A 15,141-nucleotide genomic window follows, 5' to 3' on the forward strand; every position below is an offset into this window, starting at 1 on the left:
CGGTGCCGGGGACGGCCTCTGGGGCGGTCTGCGCCCGGGCAGCCCCTGTGCGGTCCGCCGGGGGACGGCCCTTGCGCGGGCGTCCCCCGGCGATCCCCCGGCCGTCCCCGGCACCGTGCGGCGCGCGCGGTCGGTCGCTGCTCCCCCGGCGGGCGCCCGCGGGGCGCGGTGCTCCCCGGGCACGGCCGGCGCCGCGGGCTGGTCCTCCGGCGCCACGGGTTGGTCCTCCGGTGCCGCGGGCTAAGGGCTAAGGGCTAATCCTCCGGCGCCGCCAGGGCCGCGAGCCGCCGCAGCTCGGCGAGATGGCCGTCCAGCGCCTTGCGGCCCCGGGTGGTCAGGGAGACGTAGGTGCGCCGGGGTGCCCGTTCGGCGGGCTCCTTGCCCATGGTCAGGTACTTCGCCTCGCGCAGCACCTTCAGATGCTTGCTCAACACCGAGTCGCTGACCTGCAACTCCTCCCGCAGCAGGGAGAATTCCGCGGTGTCCGTCGCAGCCAGCAGCACACAGATCCGCAACCGGTACGGCGCGTGGACCACCTCGTCGAAGACGGGCTCGGGGCCGCTCACAGCCTGCTCCGCAGCTCCCGGCGCAGGATGTCGTCACAGCGGTGGCTGACGACCGCGGCCCACACGCCGAGCAGGACTCCCCAGCCGGTCAGGACGCCGCGGAGGTCCGGCAGGAAGTATTTGAAGAGGGCGGCCGCGACGACACCGCCGATGAACGCGAGCAGCAGACCGCCGAACATCTTCGGCCGTTTGCTCAGCGAGGCGATGGACGGGCCCAGCCCGGTGGCGCGGGCGGCGAACAGGCCGAGCAGCATCGGGATGAGGATCCAGCCGGTGATGATGCCGTAGGTGGACAGGCCGTAGTCGAAGTCGAGCGAGGCGAACCCGAGGGCCGTGCCGAGGGCGAGCCCGGCGTGGTACCACCACGGGGTGTCGACGCGGTCGGCCAGCGAGGCGCGGGTCTCGGACGCGGCGTCGAGCGCGGCGCGCGCGGCGGCGGGGTCGTGGCCGGGGGCGGGGGCGGGGCCGGGGGCCTGCCCGGGGCCGGGCCCGTGGCCGGTGTCGCCGCCGGAGGCGTACCCGGGGCCGTTTTCGGGACCGTTCTCGGGGTCGTGTCCGGCGCCGGGCCCGGAGCCGGGTCCTCCGTGGGGGGACGAGTTACTTTCCATGCTGGAAAGATAGCAGGGTTCTTTCCAACATGGAAAGTGAACTGGTGGCCTACACGCCGCGGGCCCGGCACCCCGGGACGGCGTCACGCCACGCCGTCTCCGGCGGAGACCGCGCCGGAAGCGGTGCCCGGGACGGTGCCCGCCGCACCTGCCGTGCCTGCCGTGTCCGCCGTGCCTGCCGTGTCCGCCCGCCCCGCCGCCTCGGCTGCCTCCGCCGCCCTCTCCGTCTCCACCGCCCTCCCCGTCTCCGCTGCCCGCTCCGCCTCCGCCTTCGCTGCCTTCGCCGCCTCCGCTGTTCCGTCCAGTCCCAGCAGCGCGCGGCACGGCTCCAGGCCGGCGACCTCGACGGGCAGGGTGCGGGCGCGCCGCTCCCAGTCCGTACGGTCCAGGCGGAGCCGCTGCACGGTGCGGGCCCGGCCCCGTACCGACGCCGTGACGACACCGTCCGGGCGGTAACCGAGCTTGCGCGACACGGCCAGGGAGCGGGCGTTGTCCGTCATCGCGGCCGACGTCATGCTGTGCGCCCCGAGCGCCTCGAAGGCGAAGCCGAGAACGGCTTCCCGCATCTCGGTGCCGATGCCCTGCCCCTGATGGGCCCGGCCGAGCCAGGACCCGGTCTCGGCCTCGCGCGTCACGGCGAAATCGGAGGTGACGACGTCCTGCCGCCCGACGACCTTGCCGTCGCACAGCACCGCCAGGCTCAGCGTCCACCGCTCGGGGCGCCACTCGGCGATGGTGCCCAGCAGATGCTGGAGGGTGTTCCGGCCGCGCTGCTCCGGACCGCCGTCGGTCCACGGGAAGAGGAACGGCATGAACTCGGGGTCGTGCACACCGTCGGCGGCGACGGCGGCCAGCTCGTCCAGCAGCGCGGTGTCCGGCAGCCGCAGTTCCAGACGCGGCGTGGTGATGCGGAGGCCGTACAGCGGCCAGTAGGGGGTCTCCATGACGAGAGCCTGCCAAGCCGCCCCGGACGCCGTCCAACCAATTGGCCGGTGCCGGGCGAGAGCCGGTGCCGGGCGAGAGCCGGTGCCGGGCGAGAGCCGGTGCCGGGCGGACAGCAGGGACCGCGCCGAGAGCCGAGGCCGGGCGGACAGCGGGGGCTGGGTGGACGGCGGGGGCTGGGCGGACGGCGGGGGCTGGGCGGACGGCGGGGGCTGGGCGGACAGCAGGGACCGCGCAGGGAGCCGAGGGCGGACAGCAGCAGGCCGGGCGGACAGCGGGAGCCGCGCGGGGCGGGGCGGTCGGGGCGGGCCGGTGGCTCAGAAGCGGGGTTCCGGCGGGAAGCCGGTCCAGCGCAGGTCCTGGGGCAGATGGCTCATGTCGTTGAGGAAGAGGACGGAGGCGGGCCGCCCCGGGGCGTAGCGGATGACGGTCAGGGCCGCGTTGGCGTGGTTGACGCCCATCCAGCGCCAGGCCGGGGCGTCGAGGGCGGCGCGGACGAGCCAGCCGATGAGGAAGTTGTGGGTGACGACGAGTTCGTGGCGGGGCGTCTCCCCGGCCACGGGACCGGTGAACCGGGCCAGCGCCTCCCGGGCCAGCCCGGGGCCGCGCTCGCGGTCGTCCTCCGGGGTCCGCTCCAGAAAGCCGAGCAGGCGGCCGGCCGCGTCCGGGGGCAGTTCCTCGGCCCGCGGGACGTACGGGACATAGTCTCCGGCCGCTTCGGACGCCTCCAGGGGGACCCCGGGGAGCTGATCGCCGACCAGGTGGGCGGTCTGCGCGGCGCGGGACAGCGGCCCGTGGTGGATCGCCGCCAGGGGGACGCCCGCGTCCCGCAGCCGTTCGCCGAGCAGTACGGCCTGGCGGCGGCCGTTCGGGCTCAGCGCGCTCTCGTCCTCGGTCGCCTCGCCGTGCCGGGCGAGACAGAGATACCGGGCGGCGGTTCCGGTCATGTGCGGATGTCCCCCTGTCCGCGCTGCGTGGTCACCGCCCCTGCACCGGACGGCGGGCGGGGGCGATGGGGATTAAACCACTCCGGTGGACCGGGCGACGACGCACCGGCAGGCCGGCCCACGGACCGGCTGCCCGACGGACCGGCTGCCCGACGGACTTGCGGACGGGCGGACTGGCGGACGGGTGGACTGGCGGACGGACATGCGGGACGGGAGGGCGGACGGGCACGTTCGGCCGGCCGGTCGTCCGCTCGTCCGCTCACCCGCCGTCCGCTCCGGCCGCTCGTGCGCCGTCCCGCCGTCTGATCGCCCGTCGTCCGGCCCTCCGCCGTCTGATCGCCCATCGTCCTGCTGCCCGCCGTCCGGTCAGCCGGTCCGGGGCGGCACGGCGGCCGTGCGACCGACCCCGACCGCTGCGGCCCCGCCGACGCCGCCGATCCCGCCGATCCCGCCGACGCCGCCGATCCCGCCGACCCCACCGGACCTTCCGCGAGGAGAGAGGGAGGCTTGCCCGGTCATCCCGTGCGCCGCGCGTCGTCCGGTTCCGGTTCCGGGGTGGCCCCGGGCCTGCTCGCGCGCGGTGTCTCCGCCGGCCCGGCGTCGTCCGGGGACCTCGATTCCGGCCGCTGACCGGAGGTGGAGGCCGTCGGGGACGCGGCCGAGGGAGAGCGCGGACTGCCGCGCCGGGGCGTCTCCGCGGGCCGGGGCGGGGTGGTCTCGGCGGCCCCCGTTCCCGACTCCGGCGGCCCGGGCTCGGCGGGCGGCGGGGTGCTCTCGGGCGGCGGCGGTGCGAGCGGGACCGTGGGTCGCGCGGGTTCGGTGGTTCCCGGGGCGGCGAGATGGACCGGCAGCGCGAGGAGGGCGGCGACGGCACAGGCCGCTCCGACCCCGGCCGCGGTGCGGAGCAGCCTGCGGCGGGCCGCGCGGCGGCGGATCGCCTCGAACCGGCCGGGCGGCGGGCCGAGATGGCCGGGGGTGGGCCGCAGGATGACGGCGAGGGGGTCGTCGGGGCCGTACTCCGGGCCGTCGTCAGAGTGTGCGATCAAGGCTCCTCCTCAGATGGGCACGGAGCAGTTCTCGGGCCGCGTGCAGGTCGGCCTTGACGGTTCCTTCCTTGCGTCCGGTCAGCTCGGACACCTCCCGGATCGGCATGTCGGCGTAGTAGTGCAGCAGGATCGGCACGCGCAGCCGTTCCGGCAGGGATTGCACGAGCAGGCGTACGGACGGGTCGGCCTGTTCCTCCGGCGGGCGGACGGCGGCTTCGTTCGTGGCGCGGCGTACGGCGTTGCGTTCGCGCTCCAGTTTGCGCCAGTGGTCCCGGACGAGGTTGGCCGCGGTGACGTAGAGGAAGCCGCGCGGCTCCGCCACGGAGGTCCAGCGGGCCCAGAGCCGGGTGAACGCCTCCGAGGCGATCTCGTGCGCCGTCTCGTCGTCGTCCAGCAGACGGCGGCACCAGCCGGCGAGGCGTGGGTAGAGGGCGGCGAACAGCTCGGACGCTGCCTTCTCTCGGGACCGTTTCAACGCTCTCCAGGGTCGGTTGTGACGGCGCTCGCGGGATGGATCCCGGACCGTTGGAGACACGGTCCTCCGGTCCGGGATCCCGGCGCCACTGACGGTGGTGCCGGCCGGGTCAGGGCCCCGCGGAGCGCAGCGAGGCGTAGACGATCACGCTGTCGCGGTAACCGTCGCCGAGCCGCGGGCCGCCGCAGGTGACGAGCCGCAGCTCCGGGCGGTCCACGTCCCCGTAGACGTCGTCCGTCGGGAAGTCCGCCTGGGCGACGGTCCGTACGGAGTCGACGGTGAACTCCGGCTCCGTACCGTTCTCCAGACGCGCCACGATCCGGTCGCCCCGCCGCAGCCGTACGAGGTCGTGGAAGACACCGTCCCCGTGCGCGCCGACCGTGGCATGGCCGAGGAGCACCGACGGCCCGATCTGGCCGGGCGTCCGCGAGTGCCGGTACCAGCCCGCCCGGTCGTCGGCCGTGACCGGGGGGACCTGCACGGTGCCGTCCGCGGCCAGCCCCAGCTCCATGACCGGGGTGTCGACCCCGATGGCCGGGATCTCCAGCCCGGCCGGTACCGAGCGCCGCAGGGCGCGTGCCGCCTCCGCGGGCGGCCGCGAGGGCGGTGCCGTGCTCCGGGCCTCGGGGGTCGCGGCCCCGCCGTCCCGGTCTCCACCGCCGCCGCAGCCCACGAGCAGCGAGCCCGCCACCGCGGTGGCGAACGCGCGCCTGGAGGGCAGCGTCATGCCACGGTCGCCCGGCGGCGGCGTACGACAAGGACCCCCGCGCCGCCGACGAGCAGCGCGGCGGCGCCCCCGCCGATCAGCGCGCCCTCGGCTCCGGCTGCGGACTCCTCCGCGGCGGGGGCCACTCCGGTGTCGGGCGCGCCCCGCGGCACGGGGGCGGCCTCGCCGCGGTCCCGCTCCTCGACCGGGGCCGGGGCCTGGTCCCTGCCCGGTTCGACGCTCTCCGACGGGGCCGCAGCCTGGTCATCCTCCGGCACGGGGGACGGTTCGACACTCTCGGCCGCGGCGGGCCCGGGGGCCGGTCCGGCGGCGAACGCGGGCACCGCCCCCGCGAGCACGGCGGTGCACGCGAGGGTGACGGCACTGAGGACTGTTCGGCGCATGAATCGCTCTCTTTCATCGGTCCGTCCGCGCTCTTGCCCGGCAGGCGGCCGGGCCACGGATCGGGAGGAGAGACGAGACGGCGGCGGGACGCGTTGCAAAGAGACGGCAAAGCCGTGGCGGGGGCAACGGCCCCTGGGGGCAACGGCGATGCCGCCGGGAGGCCCGCGGGAGTCCGGGGCCTGGGCTGGGCTGGGGTCGGGTCCGGGGTCCGGGCCGGGCCGGGGGCACGGCCGGGGGGCACGGCCGGGGGGCACGGCCGGGGGGCACGGCCGGGGACCGGATCGGGAGCCAGGTCCGGGGCCACGCCCCCGGACCGGGTGCCGGATCCGGTGGCACCTCCGGAGCCGGGCCGGGTGCCTGACGCGAAGTCACATCCGGGGCCGGTCAGGAGCCGGATCCGGGACCGGATCAGGAGCCGGATCCGGGGTCGGCCCCCGGTGGCGCGTCGGGAGCCGGGTCTGTCCGTCCCGGGAGCGGCCCGGGCCCGCCGCCGACCGTGAGCACGAACCACACACCCTTGCCGTCCGCGCCGCCGAGCCAGGGCGGGGCGCCCGGCTCGGTGCCCCACTTGCCCTCGGTGAGCGCGTCGAGGATGTACAGCCCCCGGCCGCTCTCGGCCTCTCCATCCGCCTCCCGGCCCGCGGCACCCGCCACCGGATGCTCCGGATCGGAGTCGTACACGGTCACCCGCACCTCCCCGCTTCCGGCGGTGAGCAGCAGCAGTGAGCCGCAGCCCCCGCCGTGGCGGAAGGCATTGGTGACGACTTCCGAGGCGCAGAGGGCCGCGTCGTCCGCGAGACGGTGCAGGTCGAGCGAGCGGAGGACGGTCGCGACGTAATCGCGGGCGATGCGCGGGGCGGTGGGCAGCGGCGGACAGAAGAGCGTGTACGTGTGCGGCACACCGCGGAGGCCGCCGCCGGGCGGCCAGGACTGAGCGGGCACGGGTGACTCCTGGTGGAGTGGGGTGGATTCCGGACGAGAGATCCGGACGCGGAGAGGCGGAGTGATGGGGAACCGGAGCGAGTCGGTGGCCTTGCCCCTCTGGCCAGGAGAGGTGCACTTCCGCCCCGGCACCGGCAGCGAAGTCCGGACGACCGCGTGAGCCATCACGATCAGCACGCACAGCGACCGGTTCGCCACAAAAGGTATGGCGCAACTCTGCGACGGCGCAACCTTATGGTCGCTATTCACCCGCGCGAGGTGCCGCGTGCCATGCTTACGCGGCACACTCGTTCCGAAGACGCCGAGGGAAGGTCACATGCCGCCGAGGAGCAACCCCACGGCACGTCAGGAGCGACTGGGAGCCGAACTGCGCAAGCTGCGCGAACAGGCGGGCATCACAGCCCGGGACGCCGCCTCCCTGCTCGGCTCCAACCCGATCCAGATGAGCCACGTCGAAGCGGGCCGCAGCGGAATCAGCGAGAAGCGGATCCGCAGGCTGGCCGCGCACTACGCATGCGACGACGCCGAACTCGTCGAAGCGCTCGTGGCCATGGCGAACGAGCGGCACAAGGGTTGGTGGGAGGCCTACCGCGGCCTGCTTCCAGCGCACGCCCTCGACCTGGCGGAAGCCGAGCACCACGCGAAGCACCTGCGCGCGCTCGAAGTCGTACACATCCCCGGCCTGTTCCAGATCGAGGACCACATCCGCGCCTCGGTCTCGTACGTGGACCCCACGGCACCTCCTGAAGACCTGGAAGCGCGCATCGCGTTCCGCGTCCGCCGCCGTGAAGTCATCGAGCGTGACGGCGGCACGGGCATCGACGCGATGGTCCACGAAGCCGCGCTGCGCATCCGGGTGGGCGGCAGGAAGACAGCGCGCCGACAGTTGGAGTACCTCCTCGAACTGTCACAGCTCCCCAGGATTTCTGTGCGCGTAATCCCGTTCGAAACGGACTTCGCAGGCGCGGGCCATTCGGTTCACTATCTGGCCGGCGCCGTCGAGCAACTGGACACCGCGCATGTCGACACCGCTCACGGCGGAACCCTGCTCGACGCCTCCGCCCAGGTGAGACGCTGCCGTGCGCGCCTCGACCGGGCAGAGAGCTGCGCGTTGCCGGTTCCCGCGTCCCGGGATCTCGTGCACCGCATCGCACAAGAACTGTGAAGGAGTCGACCATGTACGGGCCCATCGAGTGGCAGAAGAGTTCGTTCTCCGGCGGCGGAGCCGACGAGAACTGCCTTGAGGTCGGCCTTTCGGCCGCCGGCATCCACCTGCGGGAGAGCGACGCCCCGGACGTCGTGCTCACCCCGGACCGGTCCGCGCTGCGCGCGCTCATACGCGGCGTGGGGCAGGGCGACTTCGGCCCGCGGTGAGCCGCCGGGGCACGGCCTCGGTGCGCTGCCGGAACTTACTCAGGTTGAACTCGTGGAGTCCCGTGGCCCGAGACAGTTCTTGTGCGGTACGACGTCATCATGCGGTACGCGCATGGGGGCGGGCTGACGCCCAAGGAGCAGGAAAAGCGGGAGCGAGTGCGCCTTGAGGCGGTCGAGCGGTTCGCTCGCGGTGAGAAGACGGAGGCTGTTGCGAGGGAGCTTCGGGTGACGTCGCGGTCGGTGCGACGTTGGCGGCGGGAGTGGGAGGAGGGCGGTGCGGCCGCCCTGGGCTCGAAGGGGCCGGCCTCGGTGGAACGGCTGAACCCCCGGCAATGGGGGGGTTGGAGCGGGAGTGGAAGCGCGGCCCGCTCGCGCACGGCTGGGACGACGAGTTCCTGGGGTGGACGCTGAAGCGGATCAAGCTGCTGATCGGGCGGATGTTCCACGTCGGGTACACGATCCAGGGCGTGTGGAAGCTGTTGCGGCGGCACGGCTGGACCGCGCAGGTGCCCCTGCGGCGGGCGATCGAACGCGACGACGAGGCCATCGAGGTGTGGAAGGCCGATGTGTGGCCGCGGGTAAAAGGACCGCGGCGGACCTGGGCGCCCACATCTGCTTCGAGGACGAGGCCGGTCAGGGGCTAAGGCCGCCGAAGGGGCGCACCTGGGCCCCGCGCGGGCAGCGGCCGGTGGTGCGGGTGCGCGGCCGCAACCGCGGTCGGGTCAACATCGCCGGAGTGGTCTGCTACCGGGCCGGATACCGGCCCCGGTTCTTCTTCAAGCTGCACATCTGGCACGGGCGCCCGGGGCGAGCCGAAGGCGTTCTCCCGGCGCCGGTACCGCGACCTGATTGTCATGCCCCACCTGCAGCTCGGCACACCGGTGGTGTGGTGCTGGGACAACCTGAACGTGCACCTGGTCGGGGAGCCGGCGGACTTCACCGAGGAGCACAAGGACTGGTTACGCATCGTCCAGATGCCCTCCTACGCTCCGGAACTGAACCCGGCCGGCCGAGGGGATTGGGTCGCTTCTCAAGCGGCACCTGGCCGACTTCGCCGCGGCCGACCTCGCCCACCTGATCCGCGTGATCAAACGGAAGCTGAAGAAGATCCAGTACCGGCCCCACCTGATCGACGGTTGCCTGCCGCCCACCGGCCTGACCATGGACTGCGACGCGCCCAGTTCATCGGCCTCCATGGTTCAACCTGAGTAACCGACGAGTCAGGGCAGGAAATCCGCAAGCTCACCCCGCGTCTGCGCGGAGAGACGGTCGGGGTCCAGCTCGCCGAGGGTAATCCGCAGGGTCTCCGGCTTCATCAAGGGAACCGCGGCGGTGAGAAGTTCCTCACTGCCATAGAGAGGTGCCACCAGCTGGAAGTACGCGGCGTCGCTGACGGATTGGGTGGAGTTCAGGAAGAGGGTCTCCGTGAAATCGGCACAGCGCCTGAGCAGTCCGGCATTCCGCTCTCCCGCCTGGAGCGCCGGGCGGACCACGCCCCGGAAGACGACCTCGCGCAGGAAGTCATAGAGATCGAACCACTCCACCTTCCCGGTCACGGCCCGTTCGGCGGGAAGTCCCGACATGGCCTCGATGCCGGCCCGGGACTCCGGGACCATACGAAGCAGTAGTCCGGGAATCTGACGCCTACCGATTTTCGGCATGGCACACCTCACCTTGCTCACTCACTCGCACCAGGCGCTCGTCCTTCCACCAGGGTCACTTTGCCTAACTGCACCTCGAGTACGCACACGGCCTGTACTGCCAGGCTGGCTCCATCATGCGGCGTCGCGCCCTGGCCGGTACGTCTCCCCCGGTCCCCAGGGCCACCCACCATCCCGGAAGACCCGCAGCGTGATGTGAGAAGTCACCCCCGGTGCCCGCGCCAGATGTGCAGCGCGAAGAAGAACCGGGGCCGGTTTCTCCTGCTCCCTGGGCGTCAGCCCGCCTCCATGCGCGTACCGCATGACGACGTCACCCCGCAACGATCAAGACCCGTTCACGGGCGCGCGGACTCCACGAGTTCAACCTGAGTATTCCCTCACCCTCCCCCCGGTACCGGCATTCGCCGTCGCTGCGCAGAGAGCGCTCCGGGATTCCTACCGGCCCTGGCGAACCGTGTCGAAGACCAGGAAATGCGTCAGAGAATATCTGCATTCGCATCGAATTGGTGCTCTTCCGGCGGGAACTCCTGGAACATCGGGCTGGCGAGCGCCCCGGTCATGCTGTCCAGGAGAAACCTGGCACAGGGCAGCGGGTGGTGTTCCCACTCGGGGCCGCGCCCTTCGTTGATCATGACTGTCCAGTCCTCGGGCGGGCGGCCGGGTGCGATGAGCCAGTACAGATGGGCCCCGCTTCCCTCGACATAGGCCCAGGGAATGAGCCGCGTCCCCTCCGGCTCCAGGAGGCGGGGTTTGGTCTCCGCGCCTTTCCAGAGATCGGCGAGGACTTCCTCACGCTCCTCGGTGACGGCGAGCAGGTCGTAGTCGGGGTCGGAACAGCCCGGCTCCAGCAGCCAGAAGGTCTCGTCGAACACACCGCCGCCGAAATGGTCGACGAGCTGCTTGTAGTCCTCCGGCAGCGGAGTGCCGAGTGCTTGCTCGACGGGCTCCCAGTCGCGCGGGGACGGTGCGGCGACGGGCGGCAGAAGCCGGATGAGCTGTTCTACTGCGGGATGCATCGATACTCCGTCCGTTCGATTCCGGTCAGGTGCCGTGCGGCGGCCGTCAGGGGATCGCCGGCTTGGGAACGTTCAGGACAGTAACAGCATTGGTCGCGGAGTCGGCTCCGTAAGGCGTGAACGAGAATCCCTTGTCGCCCCGCGCCTCGATGGTCAGTCCCAGTGGGACGACGTCGGTCGGGTCGTTGGTGGCATAGACCGGTGTAACCGTGTAATCGATGGTCTCACCGTTGTCAACAGCAGCACGGATCTGGTCCTCGATTTTGCGCATCACCGGCGAGTTGGCGAATCGGTGCATGGTGACGAAGTTGCGGGGGTCCTTGTTCGACCCGCCAATCTGCGCACCGAGCAGATGAGTCTTGTTGAGTTTCTTGTACTTCTCATACCCCGGCACATTGACTTGCGGGTTGGTCCGGCCCCCGGTCATGCTGGAATCGATGGTGGCACGCATCCCGGTGGCCCGGCCGCCGGGACCGGGAGCGCCGTACTGTACCCGTCCGCCCCAGGTGACATCCGCTTCGTCGCAGGGTGTGAGACCGAGCGGGTCGGTGAGCGACTGGGGATTCTCCACATAGGCGTAGGGATTCGGGGCGGGGTCCACACCGAGTGGGTCGAGAGTGAGGTAGCGGGCCGTCTCGGGGTCGTAGTGGCGGAAGTAGTTGTAATGCAGGCCCGTCTCGGGGTCGTAATACTGGCCGGGAAATCGCAGCGGCGTATAGGCGGAGCTGTCGGCCGCCCATGCTGTGACACCCCACCAGTTGGTCCGTGTGCGCCAGGCGACCCGTCCGTGCTCGTCGACCAGTTCGGTGGGAGCACCGACGAGGTCGGTGACGATGGAGTAGAAACGGGAGTCGATCTCCTCCTGCGACAGGTCCGCCCCGATGCGCTCGGTCTGGGCTACGGGACGCAGTCCGTAGTGGTCCCAGGTCAGGGTGACGGGATCGGGAAGCTCCTCGGAATGGGTCGTCTGCTCGCACAAGTGCGTGCCGTCCCACGCGAAGTCGGTCCGTTCGCAGACCGTGCGGCCGTCCGCGGCGAGCCGTTCCTTGGCGATGCGGCGTCCGAGCGGATCGTAGAGGTAGCGCCAGCGGGTCCCGTCCGGGGTGACGGTTTCGGTGAGCCTGTCCTCCGAGTCCCACCGGTAATGCCAGGTTTCGGGTTTGCGGGACAGCCGGGCGCGGCGGCGTTGCGTAATACGGCCCAGGCCGTCGTACTGGTATCGGGTGTTCCCGGCGCTCGTGAGGCGAGTACCGTCGTAGCGCCGGGGTCCGACCGCTTCCTGACCGGGATACGCCGCCGGCCAGGAAGCATGCGTCTGATTGCCGGCCCCGTCGTAGGCATAGTGCTCGCTGAACCGGCCGGCGTGGACGGCTGTGACGCGGCCCACCGGGTCCAGTTGGAAAGTCCGGGCACCACCCAGCTGATCCTCCACTGCGGCGAGATGCCCGTCAGCGCGGTATTCCCAGCTCCTGCGCTGGAGAGAGCGGTCCTGCGGGCCGGTGACCGACTGGGATATGAGGCGTCCGAGGTCGTCGAATGACTGGGACATCCGGAGATGACCGTCAATGTGCCGCTCGCGTTCCAGACCGGCGAGATCGTGGTCGAACCTGATGGTCCGTCCTCCGACGGTCAGCTGCTCGACGTTGTCCGCCGCGTCGTACGCCCACCGGCTGGTCGCACCAGTCGGTGTCGTGCGGCTCTCCCGGAGGCCCACCGCGTCGTAGGTGTGGCTGACGGTACGGCCGTTGACACTTTCGCTCAGCACCCGGCCCGCACGGTCGCGTTCGAAGGTGAGCGTCGTCTCGCCGTCGCACGCCCGGACGAGCCGCCCCAGCACGTCATAGGTGAAGTCGGTGACGCGCTCAGCGGTGCCCTTCCGCACCACGTTGCCCATGACGTCGTGTGTGTACGTGATGACCTGGCCGGCCGCGTCGGTGCGCTCGACGACGTTCCCGGCCCGGTCGAGGGTGTAGTCGACGGTCCGCCCCTCGTAGTCCGTCTCCGCGATCAGACGGCCCGCCTGATCGTAGGTGTAGCTCCACTGCGCACCGTTCGGATCGATCACCGCGGTCAGCCGCAGTTCCGCGTCGTAGGCGAAGGCGTGGCGGGCACCGTCCGGTTCCGTACGGGCGGCAAGAAGGTCGAAGTGGGTGTACTCGAAGCGGGAGACGGCTCCCAGCGGGTCGGTGTGGCTGGTGCAGTTGCCCTCCCCGTCGTAGGTCCAGCTCTCGCCGGTGCCGTCCGGGGCAACGCGGGAGACGAGATGCCCCTCGGTGCTCCAGGTCAGCCGGAGGGCGTGCCCCAGCGGGTCGGTGACACGAACGGTCCGCCCGAAGCGGTCCCGCTCCCAGCGGGTGACGGCTCCTCGTGGGTCCACGGCCTCCACCGGCAGGCCGGCCGGATCGGACCGGACCGTGGTGGTGCGGCCGAGCGCGTCGGTGGAGGAGGCGAGTGCGCCCGTGCGGGAGTAGGTGTAGTGAGTGGTGACTCCGAGGGGGTCGGTGATCGCTGTGCAGAGTCCGCGGTCGTCGTATGCGCGCTCCCACGCGGAGCCGTCCGCCATGACCAGGGAAGTGGGAAGTCCGGTTCCGGCGTCGTAGTCGTACCGCGTCACCGAACCGTCGGGGCGGATCACGCGGGTGAGACGGCCGCCTTCGTCGTTGACGAAGCGGGTGGTGTGACCGAGCTGATCCGTGACCGCGACCAGGTGATGGTTCTCGTCGAATTCCCTGCGGATCGTCCCGCCCAGCGGGTCGATCTCCGCGATGACCTGGCAGGAGTCGTCTATGACGAAGCGGGAGGCGCTTCCGTCGGGCGTGGAGACCGCGGTGACGCGTGCCCCGGGCCATGCCGGATCGGTCCGGTCGTAGGCGAAGGTGTTGACCAGATGACCGGCTGTGCCGCCCTGGGCCGTACAGCGGTCGAGATCGTCGTAGCTGTAGGTGTAGTGGCTGTCGTTGGTGTCGGTCCATGAGGTGAGCCGCAGCCGGTCGTCGTAACCGAAACGCAAGGGGGTGTCCCCGCTCGCGTACACCTCGGTGAGATTGTCACCGCCCTGGAAGCCGTAACGCCTGATGGTGACGTCGGAACCGTCCTCGGCCCCCGCTACGAGACTCAGCTGGACCACCCGTCCGGCCTCCGTCGCCAGCCGGACGTGATAGCCGCCGGTGTGACGGATGGCCAGGGGCGTACCGTCCTCGGTCCGCTCGAACGTCAGGCCGTTGCCGTGCCGGTCTTCGAGCCTCAGCAACCACGCGTCCCCGTCCACGGCAGGGCCGAAGTGGTAGTACCGGCCGCCGACCGGATCGGTGATCCGGTATCCGCCGTCCTCAAGCGCCTCCAACGGCCACTTCGGGCCCGCTTCGGGGTGCACGGGCGGTCCGGACGCCGGAGCGGGTGGGTAGGCGAGCAGCATTCCGTCCTCGGTGACGAAGACGCTGCCCTCGTCGTCGACCTCGAGACGCTGATCGACGGTGGAAGTCCAACTCGGGCCGAACCAACGGCCCGTGCGGTATCCGGAGGCGACCCGGCGCGTGAAGACCAGGGGCAGCACGCCGAGCAGCGTGAGGTCGGTCTGCTCCAAGAACATCTGCCCGGTGGCGACGTCCACCGGGTCACCGCAGCCCTTGACCTTGGTACGGAGCCTGTTGTACGCCCCCTTCGCTCCGTTGGTCAGCATCGTGCGGCCGGACTTGGCCAGGCCCTTGATGCCGTTGGCCATGCCCTTCAGGCCGCCCGCCGCCAGACCCTTGAGCCCCTTCGCCAGCCCGCCCAGTGACGTCAGGCCCTTCATTCCCGGGATGCAGTCCAGCGCCGCGAACGCCACGTCCCACAACGACGCCTCGCCGTTGGCGTACTTATGGAGGGTGTCGGCGAGGACGACCAAGGCCGCGACGAGCACGATGGCGCCCAGGATCGGGCCGCCGATGATCATCGCGATGATGCCGACGACCGCCACGACGACCTTGCAGACGGTGACGATGGTGTCCCAGTTGTCGGAGACCCAGTCGACGCCCTCCTCCCACCAGGAGCGGTTCTGGATCCCCGCGTCGGAGGCCTCCTCCAGCTTCCGCTTGCACGCCGAAGCCGCGTCCTCGCGCAGCTTCCGGGCGTCCTCCGCCATCCGCTTCGCCGCCGCCAGCGCGGAGTTCGCACTGTCGACGGCCGACTGCGCGCTCTCCTTCGCCTCCCCCGCGTTCGTCGCGTTACGGGTGGCGGCGCGGACGTCCTTCTCGTCCGGCGGGGGTACGTCCTTCTTCTTGCCCTCGTCCTCGTACTCCTTGGCCTTCTTCTCCGCCCGCTTCACCCAGTCATTGGCAGAGTCCAGACGGCCGTTCGCGGAGGAGAGGTCCTTCCGGGCCTGGCGGCCCTTCTCCAGCGCACGCAGTGAGTCCGCCTGTGCCTTCTCCAACTCCGGCCAATACTTCGCCAGCGCGTCGCCGGCCAGGTCGTA

Annotated in this window: 13 protein-coding genes and 2 pseudogenes; 3 read left to right on the top strand and 12 right to left on the bottom strand. The window is 71.5% G+C overall.

The features are described from left to right. Positions 1 to 254: 254 nt before the first annotated feature. The 9 genes and pseudogenes from GCU69_RS18260 to GCU69_RS18300 all read right to left on the bottom strand — a co-directional run bounded on the left by GCU69_RS18260 (position 255) and on the right by GCU69_RS18300 (position 6,637). Positions 255 to 566, bottom strand: coding sequence for a transcriptional regulator (locus GCU69_RS18260; protein WP_098753645.1), 312 nt, complete (start codon positions 564 to 566; stop codon positions 255 to 257). Then, positions 563 to 1,174, bottom strand: a complete 612-nt coding sequence (locus GCU69_RS18265) for a hypothetical protein (protein ID WP_156206639.1) — start codon at positions 1,172 to 1,174, stop codon at positions 563 to 565. The genes GCU69_RS18260 and GCU69_RS18265 overlap by 4 nt, the downstream gene beginning before the upstream one ends. 302 nt (positions 1,175 to 1,476) lie before the next feature. Further along, positions 1,477 to 2,118, bottom strand: a pseudogene (locus tag GCU69_RS18270) (GNAT family N-acetyltransferase); the annotation flags it as partial. A gap of 315 nt (positions 2,119 to 2,433) precedes the next feature. Beyond that, positions 2,434 to 3,063 (bottom strand): histidine phosphatase family protein, encoded by a 630-nt coding sequence (locus GCU69_RS18275; protein WP_156206640.1) that lies wholly within the window; start codon positions 3,061 to 3,063, stop codon positions 2,434 to 2,436. Between the two features lie 515 nt (positions 3,064 to 3,578). Then, positions 3,579 to 4,109: a hypothetical protein gene (locus GCU69_RS18280; RefSeq protein WP_156206641.1), complete on the bottom strand. Its 531-nt coding sequence runs from the start codon at positions 4,107 to 4,109 to the stop codon at positions 3,579 to 3,581. Further along, complete coding sequence (locus tag GCU69_RS18285; RefSeq protein WP_098752770.1) at positions 4,093 to 4,584, bottom strand: RNA polymerase sigma factor; 492 nt, start codon at positions 4,582 to 4,584, stop codon at positions 4,093 to 4,095. Before GCU69_RS18285 ends, GCU69_RS18280 begins: the two co-directional genes overlap by 17 nt. A 109-nt stretch (positions 4,585 to 4,693) precedes the next feature. Beyond that, the gene (locus GCU69_RS18290) at positions 4,694 to 5,311 is read right to left on the bottom strand and encodes a class F sortase (RefSeq protein ID WP_176604601.1); all 618 of its coding nucleotides are present in this window, start codon (positions 5,309 to 5,311) and stop codon (positions 4,694 to 4,696) included. After that, positions 5,308 to 5,694, bottom strand: a complete 387-nt coding sequence (locus GCU69_RS18295; protein ID WP_098752771.1) for a Tat pathway signal sequence domain protein — start codon at positions 5,692 to 5,694, stop codon at positions 5,308 to 5,310. The genes GCU69_RS18290 and GCU69_RS18295 overlap by 4 nt, the downstream gene beginning before the upstream one ends. Positions 5,695 to 6,103: 409 nt before the next feature. Continuing rightward, positions 6,104 to 6,637 carry an ATP-binding protein gene (locus GCU69_RS18300; RefSeq protein WP_235978549.1) on the bottom strand — a complete coding sequence of 178 codons (534 nt, stop codon included), beginning with the start codon at positions 6,635 to 6,637 and terminating at the stop codon, positions 6,104 to 6,106. A gap of 316 nt (positions 6,638 to 6,953) precedes the next feature. Between GCU69_RS18300 and GCU69_RS18305 the strand changes: the two genes are divergently transcribed. The 3 genes and pseudogenes from GCU69_RS18305 to GCU69_RS34970 all read left to right on the top strand — a co-directional run bounded on the left by GCU69_RS18305 (position 6,954) and on the right by GCU69_RS34970 (position 9,223). Then, a complete protein-coding gene (locus GCU69_RS18305) occupies positions 6,954 to 7,802 on the top strand; it encodes a helix-turn-helix domain-containing protein (RefSeq protein ID WP_098755356.1) in 849 nt (282 codons plus the stop codon). Positions 7,803 to 7,813: 11 nt separating this feature from the next. Further along, positions 7,814 to 8,011 (top strand): DUF397 domain-containing protein, encoded by a 198-nt coding sequence (locus GCU69_RS18310; RefSeq protein WP_156206642.1) that lies wholly within the window; start codon positions 7,814 to 7,816, stop codon positions 8,009 to 8,011. 99 nt (positions 8,012 to 8,110) lie between these two features. After that, positions 8,111 to 9,223 (top strand): annotated as a pseudogene (locus GCU69_RS34970) (IS630 family transposase). Positions 9,224 to 9,231: 8 nt separating this feature from the next. Here GCU69_RS34970 and GCU69_RS18320 read toward each other — a convergent pair. The 3 genes from GCU69_RS18320 to GCU69_RS18330 form a co-directional block, all read right to left on the bottom strand. After that, complete coding sequence (locus GCU69_RS18320; protein ID WP_098755358.1) at positions 9,232 to 9,627, bottom strand: hypothetical protein; 396 nt, start codon at positions 9,625 to 9,627, stop codon at positions 9,232 to 9,234. Positions 9,628 to 10,148: 521 nt separating this feature from the next. Further along, positions 10,149 to 10,688 carry an SMI1/KNR4 family protein gene (locus GCU69_RS18325; RefSeq protein ID WP_156206643.1) on the bottom strand — a complete coding sequence of 180 codons (540 nt, stop codon included), beginning with the start codon at positions 10,686 to 10,688 and terminating at the stop codon, positions 10,149 to 10,151. 46 nt (positions 10,689 to 10,734) lie between these two features. Next, on the bottom strand, positions 10,735 to 15,141 hold a 4,407-nt coding region (locus GCU69_RS18330; protein WP_156206644.1), incomplete at its 5' end, for a DUF6531 domain-containing protein.

Origin of the sequence: Streptomyces lycii (genome assembly GCF_009735685.1) — a bacterium.
In the GTDB taxonomy this organism is placed as follows: Bacteria; Actinomycetota; Actinomycetes; order Streptomycetales; family Streptomycetaceae; genus Streptomyces; species Streptomyces lycii.

What these genes read in the sequence shown, in the direction of transcription:
- GCU69_RS18265 (WP_156206639.1), bottom strand. Translation starts at nt 1,174, where the DNA reads ATGGAAAGTAACTCGTCCCCCCACGGAGGACCCGGCTCCGGGCCCGGC.
- GCU69_RS18275 (WP_156206640.1), bottom strand. Translation starts at nt 3,063, where the DNA reads ATGACCGGAACCGCCGCCCGGTATCTCTGTCTCGCCCGGCACGGCGAG.
- GCU69_RS18290 (WP_176604601.1), bottom strand. Translation starts at nt 5,311, where the DNA reads ATGACGCTGCCCTCCAGGCGCGCGTTCGCCACCGCGGTGGCGGGCTCG.
- GCU69_RS18295 (WP_098752771.1), bottom strand. Translation starts at nt 5,694, where the DNA reads ATGCGCCGAACAGTCCTCAGTGCCGTCACCCTCGCGTGCACCGCCGTG.
- GCU69_RS18305 (WP_098755356.1), top strand. Translation starts at nt 6,954, where the DNA reads ATGCCGCCGAGGAGCAACCCCACGGCACGTCAGGAGCGACTGGGAGCC.
- GCU69_RS18310 (WP_156206642.1), top strand. Translation starts at nt 7,814, where the DNA reads ATGTACGGGCCCATCGAGTGGCAGAAGAGTTCGTTCTCCGGCGGCGGA.
- GCU69_RS18320 (WP_098755358.1), bottom strand. Translation starts at nt 9,627, where the DNA reads ATGGTCCCGGAGTCCCGGGCCGGCATCGAGGCCATGTCGGGACTTCCC.
- GCU69_RS18325 (WP_156206643.1), bottom strand. Translation starts at nt 10,688, where the DNA reads ATGCATCCCGCAGTAGAACAGCTCATCCGGCTTCTGCCGCCCGTCGCC.